Origin of the sequence: Shewanella polaris (assembly GCF_006385555.1) — a bacterium.
GTDB classification, from domain to species: domain Bacteria; phylum Pseudomonadota; class Gammaproteobacteria; order Enterobacterales; family Shewanellaceae; genus Shewanella; species Shewanella polaris.
The window spans coordinates 879797-896481 of the sequence record NZ_CP041036.1 but is presented as its reverse complement, the minus strand read 5'-3'; the positions used below and the strand labels follow the sequence as shown (position 1 = coordinate 896481).

The following is a 16685-nucleotide window of genomic DNA, read 5'->3' as shown; positions in this document are numbered from 1 at the left end:
CGCACCTTTTTAATAGGTCACTTCTAGTTTATTCTATGCAGTTATAAATCACGCTGTCGAGCGTTAGATCAAAAATAGGCGGCATAGCCGGAAATAGATTGATGCAAGAACAATATAATCCATCAGAAATTGAAGCCTTAGTGCAAAAGCACTGGCAAGAACATAAAACCTTTGAAGTCACTGAAGATGAAAGCAAAGAGAAATTCTATTGTCTTTCAATGTTTCCGTACCCTTCAGGTCGTCTCCACATGGGCCACGTTCGTAACTACACAATAGGCGATGTAGTGGCACGATATCAACGTTTGCAAGGTAAAAATGTTTTACAGCCAATTGGTTGGGACTCATTTGGTCTACCTGCAGAAAATGCTGCGATAAATAACAAGACTTCACCAGCACCGTGGACATACGAAAATATTGATTACATGAAGAACCAACTTAAGTTATTAGGGTTTGGTTATGACTGGAGTCGTGAAATCGCTACGTGTACCCCTGAGTACTATCGTTGGGAACAATGGTTCTTCACTCAGTTGTATGCCAAAGGTTTAGTGTACAAAAAAACTTCATCTGTAAACTGGTGTCCAAACGATGAAACTGTACTCGCAAACGAGCAAGTACAAGATGGTTGTTGCTGGCGCTGTGATACTCCAGTTATTCAAAAAGAAATTCCTCAGTGGTTTATTAAAATCACCGATTACGCTGAAGAATTACTTAACGACATCGACACGTTAGATGGCTGGCCTGAACAGGTTAAAGCCATGCAACGTAACTGGATTGGACGCAGTGAAGGCATTGAAATGACCTTTACTGTTGCAGACAGTGATGCCTCGTTTGATATCTACACCACTCGTCCGGATACCTTAATGGGTGTTACTTATGTTGCTATTGCAGCGGGTCACCCATTAGCTGAACAGTCTGCGCTGAACAATCCTGAATTAGCAGCATTTTTAGAAGAATGTAAAAATGCTGATACCACTGAAGCCGCCATGGCTTCTATGGAGAAAAAAGGCGTCGCAACTGGCTTACAGGCTATTCATCCTATTTCGGGCAAACTGGTACCTATTTGGGTCGCTAACTTTGTATTGATGAATTACGGCACTGGCGCGGTAATGTCAGTTCCAGCTCATGATCAACGTGATTATGAATTTGCGACTAAGTACAATCTTGCCATTGAAGCGGTCATTAAGCCGCTAGATAGCGAAGTAGATGTCAGCAAAGAAGCCTACACCGAAAAAGGTGTGGTGTTTAATTCGGGCGATGCATTCCCTGAGCTAGACGGCTTAGATTTTCAAGCCGCTTTTGAAGCTATTGATGCTAGATTAACCGCAGAAGGTAAAGGTAAACGCCAAGTCAATTATCGTTTACGCGATTGGGGTGTGTCTCGTCAGCGTTACTGGGGGGCTCCGATCCCTATGGTCACCCTTGCTGATGGCACTGTTGTACCAACGCCAGAAGATCAGCTACCAGTTATTTTGCCAGAAGATGTGGTAATGGACGGTATCCAAAGTCCAATTAAAGCCGATAAAACTTGGGCCGAAACCACAGTCAACGGTCAGCCAGCAACCCGTGAAACAGATACTTTCGATACCTTCATGGAATCGTCTTGGTACTATGCGCGTTACTGTAGCCCTCATGCAGATGAAATGTTAGATCCAGCTAAAGCCAACTACTGGTTACCAGTAGATCAGTACATTGGCGGTATCGAACATGCTTGTATGCATTTGTTGTATTTCCGCTTTTTCCATAAGCTGCTGCGTGACGCAGGCCTGGTCAACAGTGATGAGCCTGCAAAGCAATTGCTAACTCAAGGCATGGTATTAGCTGACGCTTACTACTACACCAACGAAAAAGGTGCCCGTGTTTGGGTATCACCTTTAGAAGTGACTGTGGTAGAAAAAGACGACAAAGGCCGCATCATTAAAGCAATAGACAATCAAGGTCATGAACTGGTTTACACTGGTATGAGCAAGATGTCTAAATCGAAGAATAACGGTATCGACCCGCAAGTCATGGTTGAAAAATACGGTGCAGATACCGTACGTTTATTCATGATGTTTGCCTCGCCACCAGAATTAACCCTGGAATGGCAAGAGTCTGGCGTTGAAGGAGCACATCGCTTCATTAAGCGTTTCTGGAAATTGGCTAGCGATCATGTTGCTGCAGGTAAAACTGAAGCATTAGATACCAGCAAACTAAACGCCAATCAAAAAGCTTTACGCCGTGAATTGCATAAGACAATCGCAAAAGTCAGTGATGATATTGCGCGTCGTCAAATGTTTAACACCGCAGTTGCTTCAGTAATGGAACTCATGAACCATTTACTAAAAGCACCACAAGAAACCGCTCAAGACCGTGCATTACTTGACGAAGCTTTGTCTGCCGTTACACGTTTGCTTTACCCTATTGTTCCACACATGACATTTACGTTATGGCATGAATTGGGTAACGAAGGCAATATCGAAGACAGTCGTTGGCCAGAGGTTGATGAATCAGCTTTAGTTGAAGACAGCAAACTGATTGTGGTTCAAGTTAACGGTAAAGTACGTGCAAAAATCACTGTTGCTGCCGATGCATCAAAAGAAGATGTGGAAGCATTAGGCATGAGTGATGAACATGTACAAAAACACACTGAAGGGTTAACGATTCGTAAAGTAATTTACGTACCCGGTAAACTCCTCAGTATTGTGGCCAACTAAGTCAAACTTAAGTGCGATATAAAACAAGTTAGCTTTATATCGCATTAAGCCTTAACATTTAGCAATGACATAACTTACCGCGGATGACAAACTCTTCGGTAAGTTATTTATTTTTATCGATGCGAACCAACAAGGATGCCTACCCTCACTATGCTAGCCAAAAAGATTTGCTTGGCAATAATGACATTGGTAATACTCACCAGTGCTGGTTGCGGCTTTAAACTTCAACGTAGTTACTCCATTCCCGCTGAGTTAAATGAGTTACATCTAAGCAGCAACGATGAATACAGCGAATTAACTCGCCTAGTGCGTGACAGACTGCGCATCAACCGTATTAGCCTTGTCGATGCCACGGATAAAACACCAACTTTACGATTAATCAATGACTCACTTGAGCGCGCCACGCTGTCATTGTATCCAACTGGAAATGTCGCAGAATATGAACTTATCTACTTAGTGCATTATTCAGTTACATTACCAGAAGAAGAACCGCAAGAATTTGATACTGAAATTCGCCGCGACTATCAAGACGATCCACGTACCGCATTAGCAAAAAGTCGTGAAATGGAATTGTTACTTAAAGAAATGCGCATTCAAGCAGCCGATTACATTATCCAAACTCTGGCGTCAATCGGGGCAGAGTAATGCGGGTTTATCCGGATCAGCTCAAACAGCATCTTAAACAGCTCCCTCAATGTGTTCTATTGTTTGGCGATGACCCTTGGTTAATCGAAAACAGCAAACAGCTCATTCTCAATGCCGCTAAAAAACAAGGGTTTGAAGAGCGGGCACAATTAAATCAAGAAACAGGATTTAATTGGGGCGATTTGATCCAAGAATGGCAAGCGATGAGCTTATTTTCCAGTCGACGCATTATTGAATTAACCTTGCCACAAGCTAAACCAGCAATGGAAGGAGCCTCAGCATTTCAAACGCTGTTGCAACATCCTAATCCAGATATGCTATTGATTGTTCAAGGACCAAAAGTCAGTGCAGAACAAACCAATAGCAAATGGTTTAAATCACTTGATGCCAAAGGCATATATTTACCTTGTACCACCCCAGAAGGCAGCCAGTTTGAACGCTGGTTAAACAGCCGAATAACACATTATGAGCTCACGGTTCATCATGATGCTAAAGCCATGTTATTTACGTTATTTGAAGGTAATTTACTGGCTGCTGAACAAGCGATGCAATTATTACAATTACTCAGTCCTAAACAACATATTACGACTGAACAACTGAGTGAATATTTCGAAGACCAATCTCGGTTCAGCGTTTTTCAACTCTGTGATGCCATTTTAGGTAATCACCAAAAGCAAGCACAACACATGCTGGCGCAATTACAGGCCGAAGGCACCGCGATGCCAATTGTCATGTGGGCATTATTCAAAGAGATTAACTTACTACTCAGCCTAAAACTGGCGGTTCACAATGGTGAGCAACTCAGTAAATTATGGAGCCAACATCGAATTTGGGATAAACGTAAACCACTCTATCAGGCGGCAATAACACGATTGGATTTAGAACATATCGAACATATGCTCGCGTTTGCCTCTACGTTAGAATTAAATCTCAAACAAAAAGGGATTGATGATTGGGTTGGCATGAGCCATTTGTGCATTTTGTTTGATCCTCGAGCCCATAGCCGTTTAGCCCATATTGAATTATCTGACTAACGACCAAAATAAGGACAGCAAATGCGTATTGGTATTTTAGGCGGTACTTTCGATCCGATCCATTTAGGCCATATCAATCCCGCATTAGATGTAAAACAACAACTTAATTTAGACCAAGTTTGGTTAATGCCTAATCACATTCCACCTCATAAGAATACCACTGTGGTAAGTAGTCATCATCGGCTTGAAATGGTGAAATTAGTTTGCCAGCAATACCCACAATTTAAACTGTGCGATATTGAAATCAATCGCAATACCCCGTCTTACAGCGTTACAACACTCACTTTATTGGCACAACAGTATCCAAATGATGAATTCTTTTTCATTATGGGAATGGACTCATTTATTCAATTACCACTCTGGCATCAATGGCAATCCTTGTTTGCTCTGTGTCATATCGCTTTGTGTCAACGTCCAGGTTGGAGTATGGATACTCATTCAGAAATGACCAAACAGCTATTATTAAGACAGGCTACGCCCGACTACCTTAACTCACCGACGCATACGAAATATGGAAAAATATTTTGCATCAACAGTAAGTTAACAGATATATCATCTAGTGAAATACGCGAAATGTTAGCACAAGGTCTCGACACTAGTTCAGTATTAACGCCAGCCACCATAAATTATATTCACCAACATAAGCTCTACTGTTAATACTCAAATAAATCCAATCGTTAATCCAACCATTCATATTTTTGCTTAAGTCAGCACCAATGCCAAAATTAATTCTACTTTTGTTTAGCAGTGCTTATACCAATCTCATTAAATATCTGGTCAGTTCAGAGTCTCTCAGGTTTTTCAATTCAAGGCACATTGATGTAGAAATGGTTGTTCCCTTTTAAATCGATGTAACACAGAAGTGGAATACCTGAGAGACTCCATTCTGGCGGGTTTCAAAGTCCTTTATCCTTCGTTAGATGCTTTCAAAATAGAATCACTATTCGCTTCAATCATCTGCCTTGCCTACAGCACTTTGAACTCCCGCTGAAAGATCACATATTTAATAGGATTGGTATTAATTGCGCATCAACAGTGAATTTGAGTATAATACTCCGTTAATTTTTACTTATGGGGTACTTCGAGTGCAAGGCACCGAACTAAAAGATTTTGTTATCGACAAAATCGAAGATTTAAAAGCAAAAAACATTACTGTTTTAGATGTATCTAAGCAGTCAACCATCACCGATACTATGATCATTTGTACTGGTACATCAAAAACACACGTTCGTTCTATTGGTGAACACGTCATCGTGTCTGCAAAAGACGCCGGAGTACAACCTCTTGGGGTTGAAGGCCGTGACAGCAGTGAATGGGTATTAGTTGATTTAGGTTCAGTTATTTTGCATGTAATGCAAGAACAAACTCGTGAGTACTACGAGCTTGAAAAACTGTGGTCTGAACACAGCGCATAATGAAGCTACAGCTCATTGCCGTTGGCACCAAAATGCCCGATTGGGTAACCCGAGGCTTCGAAGAATACCAACGCCGTTTCCCTAGAGATATGGCTTTGGAACTCATCGAAATCCCAGCAGGGAAGCGCGGAAAAAATGCCGATATCGCCCGAATTTTACATAAGGAAGGCGAGTTAATGCTAGCGGCAGTAGCCAAAGGTAACCACATTGTCAGCTTAGACTTACCCGGCAAAAACTGGATAACTCCAGAACTTGCTGAGCAAATGACAAAGTGGCAACTCGATGGTAGAGATGTCAGCTTACTGATTGGTGGCCCAGAAGGACTTTCACCTGCTTGTAAAGAGGCGGCCAACCAAAGCTGGTGTTTATCAGCTCTCACCTTACCCCATCCTTTGGTTAGGGTTATTGTGGCAGAAAGTCTATACCGAGCTTGGAGTATCAACAATAACCATCCATATCACAGAGAATAAACTCAGTCGCATGAATAGCTAAACTTACCGATAATGATTATCATGCAACTCTTTTTTTCATATTCATCAGCTGATACAGTGACTTTTTATAATCCAACCTTTAATTGGGCAACGACGGGGATAGCATAAGTGCCGCCAAGAAAGCGCATTACCATGCATGATCACGCCGCAGAGGCAGCGTTATTTAAACGCCGTGCATTGTTCACTTTTGTCTGCGTATTCTTACTACTGTGTATATTATTTTCGAATCTTTATCACCTGCAAATTGTCTCTTATAAAGACTATGAAACTCGTTCGAATGACAACCGTATTCGTGTCGTCCCTACTGCGCCCAGCCGTGGCTTGATTTATGACCGCAATGGGGTGTTATTAGCCGAAAATCAGCCTTATTATTCTTTAGAACTTATTCCCGAAAGAGTCAGTGATATTACCGCTACCCTCGATGAGCTTAATACCCTCATTGAACTCTCTGAAGATGAGCGTGAAAGTATCACTGAAACCTTAAAGTTTCATCGTCGATTTAAGCCATTAACCATTAAAAGTAAATTAACCGAAGAACAAGTGGCTATTTTTAGTGTTAATCAATATAAATTCCCAGGGATTTATGTTGAAGCGGGTCTTAAACGTCGCTATCCCTATAATGATTTAATGACCCATGTGTTGGGATATGTCGGTAAAATTAATAGCCGAGATAAAGGCTTGCTTGAAAAAAGCGGCAACTGGAAAAACTATGCTGCAACCAAAGACATTGGCAAGCTCGGTATCGAAAAGTTTTATGAAAGCCTGCTCCACGGTATGCCTGGTCATCTCGAAGAAGAGGTCAATAACCGTGGCAGAGTGATCCGTACCCTCAAAGTTACCCTACCGACACCTGGACAAGATATTTATCTCACACTGGATCTGAAATTACAGCAAAAAGCCATGGAACTACTTGATGGTCGGCGCGGATCTGTTGTAGCTATCGACCCTAGAGATGGTGGCGTATTAGCGATGGTGTCAAGTCCAACATATGACCCAAATCCGTTTGTCCACGGTATTAGCTCAAAAGCTTATAATGAACTATTAAATGATAAATCACGGCCATTAATCAATCGTGCAACCCAAGGGCAATACTCCCCAGCATCCACTATCAAGCCTCACGTAGCGTTACTTGGTTTAGAAGAAAAAATCATTGACGAACGCACCCGAATTTGGGACCCAGGTTATTGGCAAATGCCAGGAGTAGATCGCAAATGGGGCGATTGGAAAAAATGGGGCCATGGTTGGGTTGATATTTATCATGCCATTGTAGAGTCCTGTGACATTTTCTTTTATGACCTCGTCTATAAAGTTGGCATTGATAGAATGGCAATCTTTATGGACCGTTTTGGTTTTGGCAAAAGTACTGGTATTGATATTTTTGAAGAATCAGATGGCGTTATGCCATCTCGAGACTGGAAAAGAATGCGTTACAACCAACCTTGGTATAACGGTGATACTATTTCTGTAGGTATTGGCCAAGGTTACTGGACAACTACACCATTACAACTTACTAACGCGGTTACGATTATGGCAAACAAGGGCAAACGCTTTACGCCTCATCTATTAAAATCATTCAAAAATAATACCGTCAAAATTGATGTACCCATTGATGAGCAGCCACCAATAGAGCTCAAAGACCCTCACAACTGGGACATCATTAATGAAGCGATGCGTCAAACAGCTGATAAATCGCGCTTTACCGATGCCACTTATACCGCTGCAATGAAAACCGGTACGGCACAAGTATTTAGCGTCGGCAAAGATGAAAAGTATAATGCCAATACCATTGCAGAACACTTACGAGACAATGCACTCGTTGTTGCTTACGCACCTTATGAAAACCCTCGTATTGTATTAGCTGTTGTATTAGAAAATGCAGGCTGGGGTGGTAAAAATGCAGGTCCGCTAGCAAGAGCATTGCTCGATGAATATATTTTACGAGACGAATGGGCGGTAAAACCGTGAATCATCATCCATATCAAAAATCGTTTTGGCAAAAATTACACATAGACTTGCCATTACTGACGGGCATCTTATTGCTAATGGGATTTGGTCTTTTTGTGATCTATTCTGCCAGTGGTGAAGACCCCGCGATGATGGAACGCCAACTCGTGCGTATGACACTGTCACTAGGTGTCATGTTTTGTTTTGCCCAAATCAACCCCGAAATACTCAGACGCTGGGCATTTCCAATCTACCTAGCCGGAATTGCGTTACTCGTAGGTGTCGAACTATTTGGCACCATTAATAAAGGCGCACAACGTTGGCTAAATATCGGCTTTATGGAGTTTCAACCATCGGAACTCATTAAACTGGCTTTCCCTATCACCATGGCATGGTATATCAGTAAATTCCCACTGCCTCCCAAAAAGCGTTATCTAGCGGGTGGGGTCATTATCCTACTGATCCCAACATTACTGATAGCTAAGCAACCCGACCTAGGTACCTCTATTTTAGTGGCAGCGTCTGGTGTATTCGTGCTATTTCTCTCTGGCATGAGTTGGCTCATTGTGGGCGGCTTTGTTACTGCCATTTTAATCTTTCTACCCGTATTATGGTTTTTCTTGATGCACGATTATCAGCGCACTCGAGTATTAACACTGTTCAATCCTGAACAAGATCCTTTAGGCGCGGGTTATCATATTATCCAATCTAAAATTGCCATTGGCTCTGGTGGATTATGGGGGAAAGGCTGGCTTGACGGCACTCAATCACAACTAGAGTTTTTACCAGAGCGCCATACCGACTTTATTTTTGCGGTAATCGGTGAAGAATTTGGTTTAATAGGTAGTTTAGTGTTACTGGCAATGTACTTATTTGTGATTGGCAGAGGGTTAATTATTGCATCACGAGCACAAACCAGTTTTGCACGCTTATTAGCCGGTAGTATTACCCTAACATTTTTCGTTTATATTTTTGTCAATATTGGCATGGTATCAGGCATTTTGCCCGTAGTAGGTGTACCTTTGCCACTGATAAGTTATGGTGGAACCTCGATGCTGACCTTAATGACAGGCTTTGGTATCTTAATGAGCATTCACACCCACAGACGCTTTGTCGACAGATAGGACTAAGAATAACAATGACTAAAATAACCATTAAAATTGTCAGTTTTGCATTATTCATCAGTGCCTTTTTTGACGCCAATGCAATGACCGAAATAGACACTCAGGCCGCGAAAAAAGCATTTGTGGCTGCGCAAGTAAAACAAGGATTTAATCAACAACAAGTTGAACAATTCTTAGCATCATCTAATTTCGACCAAACGATTATTGACGCAATATCAAAACCTTGGGAAGCGAAACCTTGGTATCAATACTATCCGATTTTTTTAACCGATAAACGTCTGCAAAAAGGACTCGAGTTCTGGCAGGAAAATGAGCAGGCAATTACTGACGCGGCTGAAAAGTTTAATATTGACCCGCAAATTATTGTGGCCATTATTGGTATTGAAACATTTTATGGTAGCTATCTAGGTAATTATCGCGTCAAAGATGCCTTGTACACCTTGGGCTTTTATTACCCACCGCGATCAACCTTCTTTCGCAGTGAATATGCCAACTTAATGTCTTTAATTACAGAAGAGAAACTCGATGCAAACACCTTAAAAGGTTCATATGCCGGCGCAATGGGTTACGGTCAATTTATTCCATCAAGTTACCGCCATTATGCGGTCGATTTTGATGGCGACGGTCGACGAGATTTGTTAACCAGTAAAGTCGATGCTATTGGCAGTGTCGCCAATTACTTTCATCAACATGGTTGGCAAAAAGGTCAGCCTGTCGCATTATTGCTTAATCACACATCAACCCAGGCGCCCAAAGCAAAAGTGTGGACTAAAGAAAAATTGCATTACAAGGTTTCTGACATTTTGAGTCCAAGCTTAAGCTTGGCCAATAACCAAGATATTGATGCATCACAAGCTGCGATGTTAATTAAACTCGACCAAGCAGAAAATGCTGAATATTGGCTAGGACTTAAAAACTTTTATGTGATCACTCGCTATAATCGAAGTCCATTGTACGCAATGGCGGTTTATCAGTTCAGTCAACAACTTAACGCTCATCATAAATCGGTAAATCAATATGGCCATTAATTACCGTTTCATCTTGTTAATCATTTTCAGCAGCATATTCCTTATAAGCTGTTCGTCTAATGACGCAAAGACATCTCCTTCTGGGAAAAAAAGTCGCTATCAAATGGCTAATGACCGCTATCCTGATGATGCGCCAGATGTCAGTTTGGTTAAAAATGCTCAACCCAAATATGAGCCTTATAGCAGACAAGGTAATCGTGATTACACTGTATTAGGTAAAAGCTATAAAGTGCTAGACAGTGGCAAGGGATTCAAAGAGCAAGGTAATGCATCATGGTATGGATCAAAGTTTCATGGTCATTTAACATCAAGTGGCGAAACTTACGACATGTACACTATGTCTGCGGCACATAAAAACTTACCGATACCAAGCTATGTCAAAGTCACCAATTTAGACAATAATAAGCAAATTATTGTCCGGGTAAATGACCGTGGACCGTTTCATCATGGCCGAGTGATAGACCTCTCTTATGCAGCGGCTTATCATTTAGGCATGCTCGCCAAAGGAACCGCAAAAGTAGCACTTGAGACCATTTATATTCCCTCTGCAGAAGCGCGAGCGATAAGCGACTTAACAGATAATGAGAATCACTTTATTCAAGTTGCTGCATCTCAAAACATATTAAGTATCAATATGCTGGCAAAGCAACTAGAAACTCAATATGCGGTGACCTCTCGCGTCACCTCGATAAATGGTATGCACAGATTGCAATTGGGTCCTATTCGACAAATCCATCTAACTAATGAATTGCTAGATCGTATTCAATCAAATGGCTATCCGCAGAGTTTTATCGTACCGTAAACAATAATATTACCCCTAAAGGGTTTCATTAAGGTTCATTTACATTGTATGAATGAACCTTAATGCGAAATGACTGCCTACTAATGTATAATCAAAAGATTGTATAATCGATAAAATTATACCGCTTAATTTTTGTCTTTTCTTCGACTAACAAGAGACGTGCTAACTTCATGATGACTTCCAAAACCGCTCAATTAACAACAATGCTGATAGCATCAGTTGTCTGTTTTTCTTCACTCGCAGCAACGCCACAACCAGATATACGTCCAACGCCAAATCGCGCCCCTATGGTGACACCAGATGCACCAAGTGTTGCAGCCAAAGCATACGTGCTCATGGATTATAATTCTGGCAGAATCATTGCCGAAGAAAATGCTTATGAGAGTTTAAACCCTGCAAGTCTAACCAAAATGATGACCAGCTATGTGATTGGTCATGAACTCCGTGTCGGTAATATTACGTTAGATGACGATGTCACCATTAGTAAAAATGCTTGGGCAAAAAATTTCCCTGATTCATCAAAAATGTTCATCGAAGTGGGTAAAACAGTCAAAGTTCACGATTTAAACCGCGGTATTATCATTCAATCAGGTAATGATGCTTGTGTAGCTATGGCTGAACATATTGCTGGAACAGAAGGTGCATTCGTTGATTTAATGAATTCATGGGCCAAGCAATTGGGCATGAAAGACAGCTACTTTGAAAACTCTCATGGTTTAGACTCAGAAAATCATAAAACCACCGCTTATGATATGGCGATACTCGCGGCAGCATTAATCCGAGATGTGCCTAACGAATACAAAGTTTATTCCGAAAAGTCATTTACCTATAACGGCATTAAGCAATATAACCGTAATGGATTATTATGGGATAAAAGCTTAAATGTTGATGGAATTAAAACCGGCCATACCTCGGGCGCAGGTTACAACTTAGTCTCATCTGGTACTAGCGATGGCATGCGTCTTATTACAGTCGTCATGGGCACAGCAAGTGAATCAGCACGTAAGGCAGAAAGTAAAAAATTACTCAATTATGGTTTCCGTTTCTTTGAAACCATCACACCATACAAAGCTGGCGATACCTTTGTCACTCAAAAAATTTGGTATGGCGATAGAGAAACCGTTGATCTTGGTGTCATGACCGATACTCCTATTACCCTTAGTCGTGGTAAAGCAAAAGATTTACAAGCCAATTTTGAATTAACTAAACCATTAGCAGCTCCGCTAGCGAAAGGCGAAACTGTAGGCCGAGTATTTTTCCAACTTGATGGAAAAGACATCGCTCAGTTTCCACTGGTCACCTTGAATGAAGTTCAAGAAGGCGGTTGGTTCAGTAAGTTAATGGATTATTTCAAACAAATGTTCGCAAGTTGGTTTGAATAATTAAATAGATTTACTTGATTCACTAATTAATTTATTAGTGAATCAACTAATTAAAGCCGCCTAATCTGCGGCTTTAATTTTTTAAGATCTGTCAGGCTTGAATCCGTTATAATAGCCACCATATTAGTAATATCAAACACAGAATCGAGTAAGCTAATGTTAAATACAACGTTTGACCAAGTAATGGAATTCCCTAGTGCATGCCTTTTCAAAGTGATTGGCGAAGCAGATGATACCTTAGCAGATCGTGTTGTTGCTGTTGCACAACAAATTACCCCGGGTGATTATGCTCCAACAGTTAAAGCATCGAGTAAAGGTCATTACAATTCAATCACAATCCGTATTACTGTGACCAGTAAAGAGCATATTGAAAAAGCGTATATAGATCTTGCCGCCATCGAAGGTGTAAAACGCGTACTGTAAGCGCCAAAAAGGGTCATCATTACTCATAAACTTGAGTATAATGCTCAACAATTAATTTATTAAGTGGATACACACCATTCATCTGGTGGGAGACGTTGCCCTTGCAAGCACAAACACTGCACATTCGCCACCTTGGTATGCAGGACTATGAATCAACATGGCATGCAATGCAGCAATATACCGATACTCGCGATAGCGACAGCCAAGATGAACTTTGGATAGTTGAGCACCCACCAGTATTTACCCAAGGCCAGGCTGGCAAAAGCGAGCATATACTCAATCCAGGTGATATTCCGGTTATTCAAGTCGACCGAGGTGGTCAAGTTACCTATCACGGACCGGGACAATTAGTGGTTTATCCACTTATTGACATCAAACGTAATAAAATAGGTGTTCGTCAATTAGTGAACAATATTGAGCAAAGTATTGTTGATATGCTCGCCTATTTCGATATCAATGCGTATGCAAAAGCTGATGCTCCAGGTGTTTATGTTACAGAGCGAAAAATTGCTTCTTTAGGATTACGTATCCGCAAAGGTTGCTCTTTTCATGGCTTAGCATTAAATGTCGACATGGATTTAGCCCCGTTTCAACGTATCAATCCTTGCGGATATGCGGGTTTAGAAATGGTGCAATGTAAAGCATTAGGTGGACCCAAAACCGTGCTTGAAGCTGGCGATAAATTAATCCAAACCTTTAGCCAAATTATGGGCTATCAACAACTTGTACATCATCAAGGATTAGCAGAATAATGAATAGGCCTGAAAGATTACAACCAGGTGTCAAATTACGTGATGCCGAGAAAGTCGCCCGAATTCCTATAAAAGTCGTGCCATCAGAGCGCGCAACTATGCTGCGTAAACCAGATTGGTTGCGAGTTAAATTGCCTGCATCAAACCAACGCATTCTCGATATAAAAGCAGCATTACGTAAAAATGGATTACATTCGGTTTGTGAAGAGGCATCTTGCCCAAACTTAGCAGAATGTTTTAACCACGGCACGGCAACCTTTATGATCCTTGGAGCAATTTGCACCCGTCGCTGCCCATTCTGCGACGTAGCTCATGGCCGTCCATTAAAACCTGATGCTCAAGAACCACAAAAGCTCGCACAAACCATTAGAGACATGAAACTAAAGTATGTTGTTATTACTTCAGTCGACCGTGATGATTTACGTGATGGTGGCGCACAACATTTTGCTGATTGTATTCGCGAAATACGTTTATTAAACCCAGAAATTAAGATTGAAACTCTGGTTCCAGATTTCCGTGGCCGTATTGATGCCGCTTTAGATATATTAGCCACCGAGCCTCCTGATGTGTTCAACCACAATTTAGAAACAGCTCCAGCTCATTATCGTAAAGCGCGTCCAGGCGCAAACTATCAGTGGTCATTAGATTTGCTTAAACGTTTTAAAGAGCGTCACCCAACTATTCCGACCAAGTCTGGTTTAATGATGGGATTAGGTGAAACTAACGAAGAGATCGCTGACGTATTACGCGATCTTCGCGCCCACAACGTAGAAATGCTAACACTGGGCCAATACTTACAACCGTCTAAATTCCACCTACCTGTTGAACGTTATGTTCCACCAGCTGAATTTGATGAATTGAAAGCATTAGCCGATGAACTTGGCTTTACCCATGCTGCCTGTGGTCCATTGGTTCGTTCAAGCTATCATGCAGATTTACAAGCACAGGGCAAAGAAGTTAAATAACTATCTTTACCTGCATAAAAAAACAGCGCTAATATAGCGCTGTTTTTTTATATCTATACATTTATCTTCTACTGAATCATACCAAAGATAAATCCATTAAAATGGCGTCTTCATTACCATCTTCGGTAGCATAATAATTTTTACGTCGGCCAGACTCAATAAAACCAACTTTCTCGTACAATCCTTTCGCCACAATATTTGACTGTCGTACTTCTAACATTACCACCACAGCATCGGCTTGTTTAGCATCATCAAAAACCTGTCGAATGAGCAATAAACCGAATCCTAAACCTTGGTGAGCAGGATCAATACAGATATCAAGTAATGTCGCTTCATCGAAAATTTGCTGCACCACCGCAAAACCCAATAACTGACTTTGTTGCTTCAAACCAATAATCCGATACAAGGGGCCAAAACAATCAGCTAAGCCCGCTTTAGACCAAGGGTGAGTATGTGCCTTGGCTTCTATATTCGCCATCTCAGGAACATCATCAAGCGTAAGATTAACTATGGTGTATGATTCAGTGTTGTGCACAGGTACCCTCCACATCGACATCAGATTTATTGATATGCAGTATTATTTGCTGCCACAGTTGGCGTTTCTCATCGGGGTGAATCAATAAGTCACTAACGGGCGCACTAACTACCCAAGCAACACGAGGACGAGTTTTTACCTTACGCATATCCCAAACAACCTGTGGACCCTTGATCATTTCACAATCAAACTCGCACTGATCAATGTCAACGTTCAATAAACCCAGTACATCACTAATCAATGTTTGATCCGATAAATCAGCATCAAGATCATGCAGCACTAAATAAGGCTTTAACGGTTTATCGGCACAACGCCAGCGAGTAATATTCATCGCATCTAAAAAAACAGATTTATCCATCGAACTCTCAAAACAAGGACACAGAGTAAGCATAACAGTTAAGCAAATAAGGTTGTGCAGTTATTTATTATGACTCCATACAAAAATTCAGATAATAAATACATAGTAAAGCCGATATTGTTACGTAAATATGAAGGGGAAGTCTCTTAAAAATCGAATTACTGCCCATTCCAAATGATTTTTCCGCTTTCCCCAAGTTGATAACCCGTTAGCATATTGGCTAATTGTGCTGTTTGAGGTTGTTTTAACAACTCTAATAATGCTTGCAACTGACGTCGAAAAAAAATACTTTGCGACATAACAAAGTCAAACGACTCCGTTAGTTTGGGAATGAAGTACAGGCCACTTTCAACAGCAACAGCTTGACAACCAAAACCAATATCAGCATTTTTACGTGCTATATAACCCGCTAATTCGCGTTCTGATTGAGCCGTTGCGCTAAACAATAACTCATTGGGATTAACATCTTGTTGCATCAACCAATGTTCTAAATGCCGCTGACTCCCAGCCCCTTTTTGGCGAGAAACCCAACGTAATGGTTGTAGCGATGATTTAGCTTTGTCATCAAACAATGATGCCATTTCTTGACGGACCATTAAGCCTTGTTGACGCTCAAAGCCGCTCACTAAGACCCATTGAGGATGGTTAGGGAAGCTTTTAAGCAAAGAATACAAGCTGTCTCGGTTACCTTATTGGCTTTCCCAGTGGATACTACAAACATCTGCATACCCTCGAGAGAGCAACTCCAAGCCTAGCGTCGACCCCGTGGCACTATAACTAATGATTTCTTGATGATTTCCTTTAGACATTAGCTGTGCAACTAACATTGAAAGGAGTGGATCATCACTGCCAGTAATATGCATTCTGTCAGAAAGCATCCCACTATGACATGAGTCCATTAACCATCTATCTATTAACACTTTAGGAAATAACCATTTACCAGTAACTTTAGTTGCAGGTAAAATACGGTGGCTAGCCATTGAATAAACTTTTTTCTCATTTAAGTCTAAGTAATCAGCAACTTGTTTCGTACTCATATATATAGCACTTGAATCAATAGGCATAGTATTCCTACAAGTAGTTAGATCCCAAAT

Annotated in this window: 16 protein-coding genes and 1 pseudogene; 14 read left to right on the top strand and 3 right to left on the bottom strand. The window is 41.1% G+C overall.

The features are described from left to right. The first annotated feature begins 101 nt into the window (after nucleotides 1-101). From leuS to lipA, 14 genes are all read left to right on the top strand, one after another. Nucleotides 102-2693: a leucine--tRNA ligase gene (leuS, locus tag FH971_RS03835; protein WP_140233425.1), complete on the top strand. Its 2592-nt coding sequence runs from the start codon at nucleotides 102-104 to the stop codon at nucleotides 2691-2693. A gap of 150 nt (nucleotides 2694-2843) precedes the next feature. Continuing rightward, nucleotides 2844-3338, top strand: a complete 495-nt coding sequence (locus tag FH971_RS03830; protein WP_140233424.1) for an LPS-assembly lipoprotein LptE — start codon at nucleotides 2844-2846, stop codon at nucleotides 3336-3338. Then, nucleotides 3338-4372, top strand: a complete 1035-nt coding sequence (gene holA, locus FH971_RS03825) for a DNA polymerase III subunit delta (RefSeq protein ID WP_140233423.1) — start codon at nucleotides 3338-3340, stop codon at nucleotides 4370-4372. The genes FH971_RS03830 and holA overlap by 1 nt, the downstream gene beginning before the upstream one ends. A 21-nt stretch (nucleotides 4373-4393) precedes the next feature. Further along, nucleotides 4394-5029, top strand: a complete 636-nt coding sequence (gene nadD / locus FH971_RS03820; protein WP_140233422.1) for a nicotinate-nucleotide adenylyltransferase — start codon at nucleotides 4394-4396, stop codon at nucleotides 5027-5029. A 428-nt stretch (nucleotides 5030-5457) separates the two neighbouring features. Next, the gene (rsfS, locus tag FH971_RS03815; protein ID WP_140233421.1) at nucleotides 5458-5787 is read left to right on the top strand and encodes a ribosome silencing factor; all 330 of its coding nucleotides are present in this window, start codon (nucleotides 5458-5460) and stop codon (nucleotides 5785-5787) included. Further along, a complete protein-coding gene (gene rlmH / locus FH971_RS03810) occupies nucleotides 5787-6257 on the top strand; it encodes a 23S rRNA (pseudouridine(1915)-N(3))-methyltransferase RlmH (RefSeq protein WP_137222709.1) in 471 nt (156 codons plus the stop codon). Before rsfS ends, rlmH begins: the two co-directional genes overlap by 1 nt. A gap of 129 nt (nucleotides 6258-6386) precedes the next feature. Further along, nucleotides 6387-8243, top strand: coding sequence for a penicillin-binding protein 2 (gene mrdA, locus FH971_RS03805; RefSeq protein WP_140233420.1), 1857 nt, complete (start codon nucleotides 6387-6389; stop codon nucleotides 8241-8243). Further along, a complete protein-coding gene (gene rodA / locus FH971_RS03800) occupies nucleotides 8225-9346 on the top strand; it encodes a rod shape-determining protein RodA (protein ID WP_167495979.1) in 1122 nt (373 codons plus the stop codon). The genes mrdA and rodA overlap by 19 nt, the downstream gene beginning before the upstream one ends. Nucleotides 9347-9360: 14 nt before the next feature. Further along, nucleotides 9361-10374: a lytic murein transglycosylase B gene (mltB, locus tag FH971_RS03795; RefSeq protein WP_140233419.1), complete on the top strand. Its 1014-nt coding sequence runs from the start codon at nucleotides 9361-9363 to the stop codon at nucleotides 10372-10374. Then, a complete protein-coding gene (locus FH971_RS03790; RefSeq protein WP_140233418.1) occupies nucleotides 10364-11176 on the top strand; it encodes a septal ring lytic transglycosylase RlpA family protein in 813 nt (270 codons plus the stop codon). The genes mltB and FH971_RS03790 overlap by 11 nt, the downstream gene beginning before the upstream one ends. Before the next feature lie 170 nt (nucleotides 11177-11346). After that, a complete protein-coding gene (locus FH971_RS03785; RefSeq protein ID WP_206194444.1) occupies nucleotides 11347-12558 on the top strand; it encodes a serine hydrolase in 1212 nt (403 codons plus the stop codon). A 156-nt stretch (nucleotides 12559-12714) separates the two neighbouring features. Further along, nucleotides 12715-12981, top strand: coding sequence for a DUF493 family protein YbeD (gene ybeD, locus FH971_RS03780; protein ID WP_137222718.1), 267 nt, complete (start codon nucleotides 12715-12717; stop codon nucleotides 12979-12981). A gap of 101 nt (nucleotides 12982-13082) precedes the next feature. Next, a complete protein-coding gene (lipB, locus tag FH971_RS03775) occupies nucleotides 13083-13733 on the top strand; it encodes a lipoyl(octanoyl) transferase LipB (RefSeq protein WP_137222720.1) in 651 nt (216 codons plus the stop codon). Continuing rightward, nucleotides 13733-14698: a lipoyl synthase gene (lipA, locus tag FH971_RS03770; protein WP_137222722.1), complete on the top strand. Its 966-nt coding sequence runs from the start codon at nucleotides 13733-13735 to the stop codon at nucleotides 14696-14698. The genes lipB and lipA overlap by 1 nt, the downstream gene beginning before the upstream one ends. A gap of 76 nt (nucleotides 14699-14774) precedes the next feature. Here the strand turns inward: lipA and rimI are convergent, their stop codons facing one another. From rimI to FH971_RS03755, 3 genes and pseudogenes are all read right to left on the bottom strand, one after another. Continuing rightward, complete coding sequence (gene rimI / locus FH971_RS03765) at nucleotides 14775-15248, bottom strand: ribosomal protein S18-alanine N-acetyltransferase (protein ID WP_420853477.1); 474 nt, start codon at nucleotides 15246-15248, stop codon at nucleotides 14775-14777. Beyond that, nucleotides 15220-15591, bottom strand: coding sequence for a hypothetical protein (locus tag FH971_RS03760; protein WP_140233416.1), 372 nt, complete (start codon nucleotides 15589-15591; stop codon nucleotides 15220-15222). Before FH971_RS03760 ends, rimI begins: the two co-directional genes overlap by 29 nt. A gap of 158 nt (nucleotides 15592-15749) precedes the next feature. Continuing rightward, a pseudogene (locus FH971_RS03755) lies at nucleotides 15750-16655 on the bottom strand (substrate-binding domain-containing protein). Nucleotides 16656-16685 lie beyond the last annotated feature (30 nt).

Excerpts from the sequence above, each read along its gene's own strand:
- leuS (WP_140233425.1), top strand. The coding sequence starts at position 102 with ATGCAAGAACAATATAATCCATCAGAAATTGAAGCCTTAGTGCAAAAG.
- FH971_RS03830 (WP_140233424.1), top strand. The coding sequence starts at position 2,844 with ATGCTAGCCAAAAAGATTTGCTTGGCAATAATGACATTGGTAATACTC.
- holA (WP_140233423.1), top strand. The coding sequence starts at position 3,338 with ATGCGGGTTTATCCGGATCAGCTCAAACAGCATCTTAAACAGCTCCCT.
- nadD (WP_140233422.1), top strand. The coding sequence starts at position 4,394 with ATGCGTATTGGTATTTTAGGCGGTACTTTCGATCCGATCCATTTAGGC.
- rlmH (WP_137222709.1), top strand. The coding sequence starts at position 5,787 with ATGAAGCTACAGCTCATTGCCGTTGGCACCAAAATGCCCGATTGGGTA.
- rodA (WP_167495979.1), top strand. The coding sequence starts at position 8,225 with ATGGGCGGTAAAACCGTGAATCATCATCCATATCAAAAATCGTTTTGG.
- mltB (WP_140233419.1), top strand. The coding sequence starts at position 9,361 with ATGACTAAAATAACCATTAAAATTGTCAGTTTTGCATTATTCATCAGT.
- FH971_RS03790 (WP_140233418.1), top strand. The coding sequence starts at position 10,364 with ATGGCCATTAATTACCGTTTCATCTTGTTAATCATTTTCAGCAGCATA.
- FH971_RS03785 (WP_206194444.1), top strand. The coding sequence starts at position 11,347 with ATGATGACTTCCAAAACCGCTCAATTAACAACAATGCTGATAGCATCA.
- ybeD (WP_137222718.1), top strand. The coding sequence starts at position 12,715 with ATGTTAAATACAACGTTTGACCAAGTAATGGAATTCCCTAGTGCATGC.
- lipA (WP_137222722.1), top strand. The coding sequence starts at position 13,733 with ATGAATAGGCCTGAAAGATTACAACCAGGTGTCAAATTACGTGATGCC.
- rimI (WP_420853477.1), bottom strand. The coding sequence starts at position 15,248 with ATGTGGAGGGTACCTGTGCACAACACTGAATCATACACCATAGTTAAT.
- FH971_RS03760 (WP_140233416.1), bottom strand. The coding sequence starts at position 15,591 with ATGGATAAATCTGTTTTTTTAGATGCGATGAATATTACTCGCTGGCGT.